Source organism: Bradyrhizobium sp. NBAIM08 (genome assembly GCF_020193935.1).
Classification (GTDB): Bacteria; Pseudomonadota; Alphaproteobacteria; order Rhizobiales; family Xanthobacteraceae; genus Bradyrhizobium; species Bradyrhizobium yuanmingense.
The window spans coordinates 1-412 of the sequence record NZ_JADYVR010000823.1; the positions used below are offsets into that span (position 1 = coordinate 1).

The 412-nt window shown below is 69.4% G+C and carries 1 protein-coding gene; it reads right to left on the reverse strand.

What is annotated here, in order from left to right; genetic code table 11:
• A partial coding sequence (locus I6F37_RS42235; protein ID WP_225154709.1) for a hypothetical protein occupies positions 1-412 on the reverse strand: 412 nt, incomplete at both ends.

A 412-nucleotide genomic window follows, 5' to 3' on the forward strand; every position in this document is an offset into this window, starting at 1 on the left:
ATCCTGGACCCCGTTGTTGAGCGTGAGGCCGTCCTGACCGTGGACCCGCTGTTCGGTCGGGCAGCCGTCGACCTCGGGGTCGTCCCACTCGAGGTTGATCTTCCAGCTCGACTTGCCGTTGCCGATCTCGAACGGCGCCAGCGGGTCGCGCGACGAGCCGCAGCCGCCCTTGGTCTTGACCCCGACGGCGTAGGTCTCACCCTCGAACGTCATCGTCGCCGGGTAGGTCTCGCGCTCGAACGGCTCGCACGGGGACATCGCCTGGGCGTCGAGCGCGGCGAGGACGTCGGGCTCGATGTCGAGGTAGACGTCGCGGATCACGTCGGGATCGAAGAAGGCGGTCGAGCCGTCGTCGGTGACGAAGCGCCGGGCCTCGCTCCAGGCGCTCCACGACGAGCAGCCCTCGCTGGCC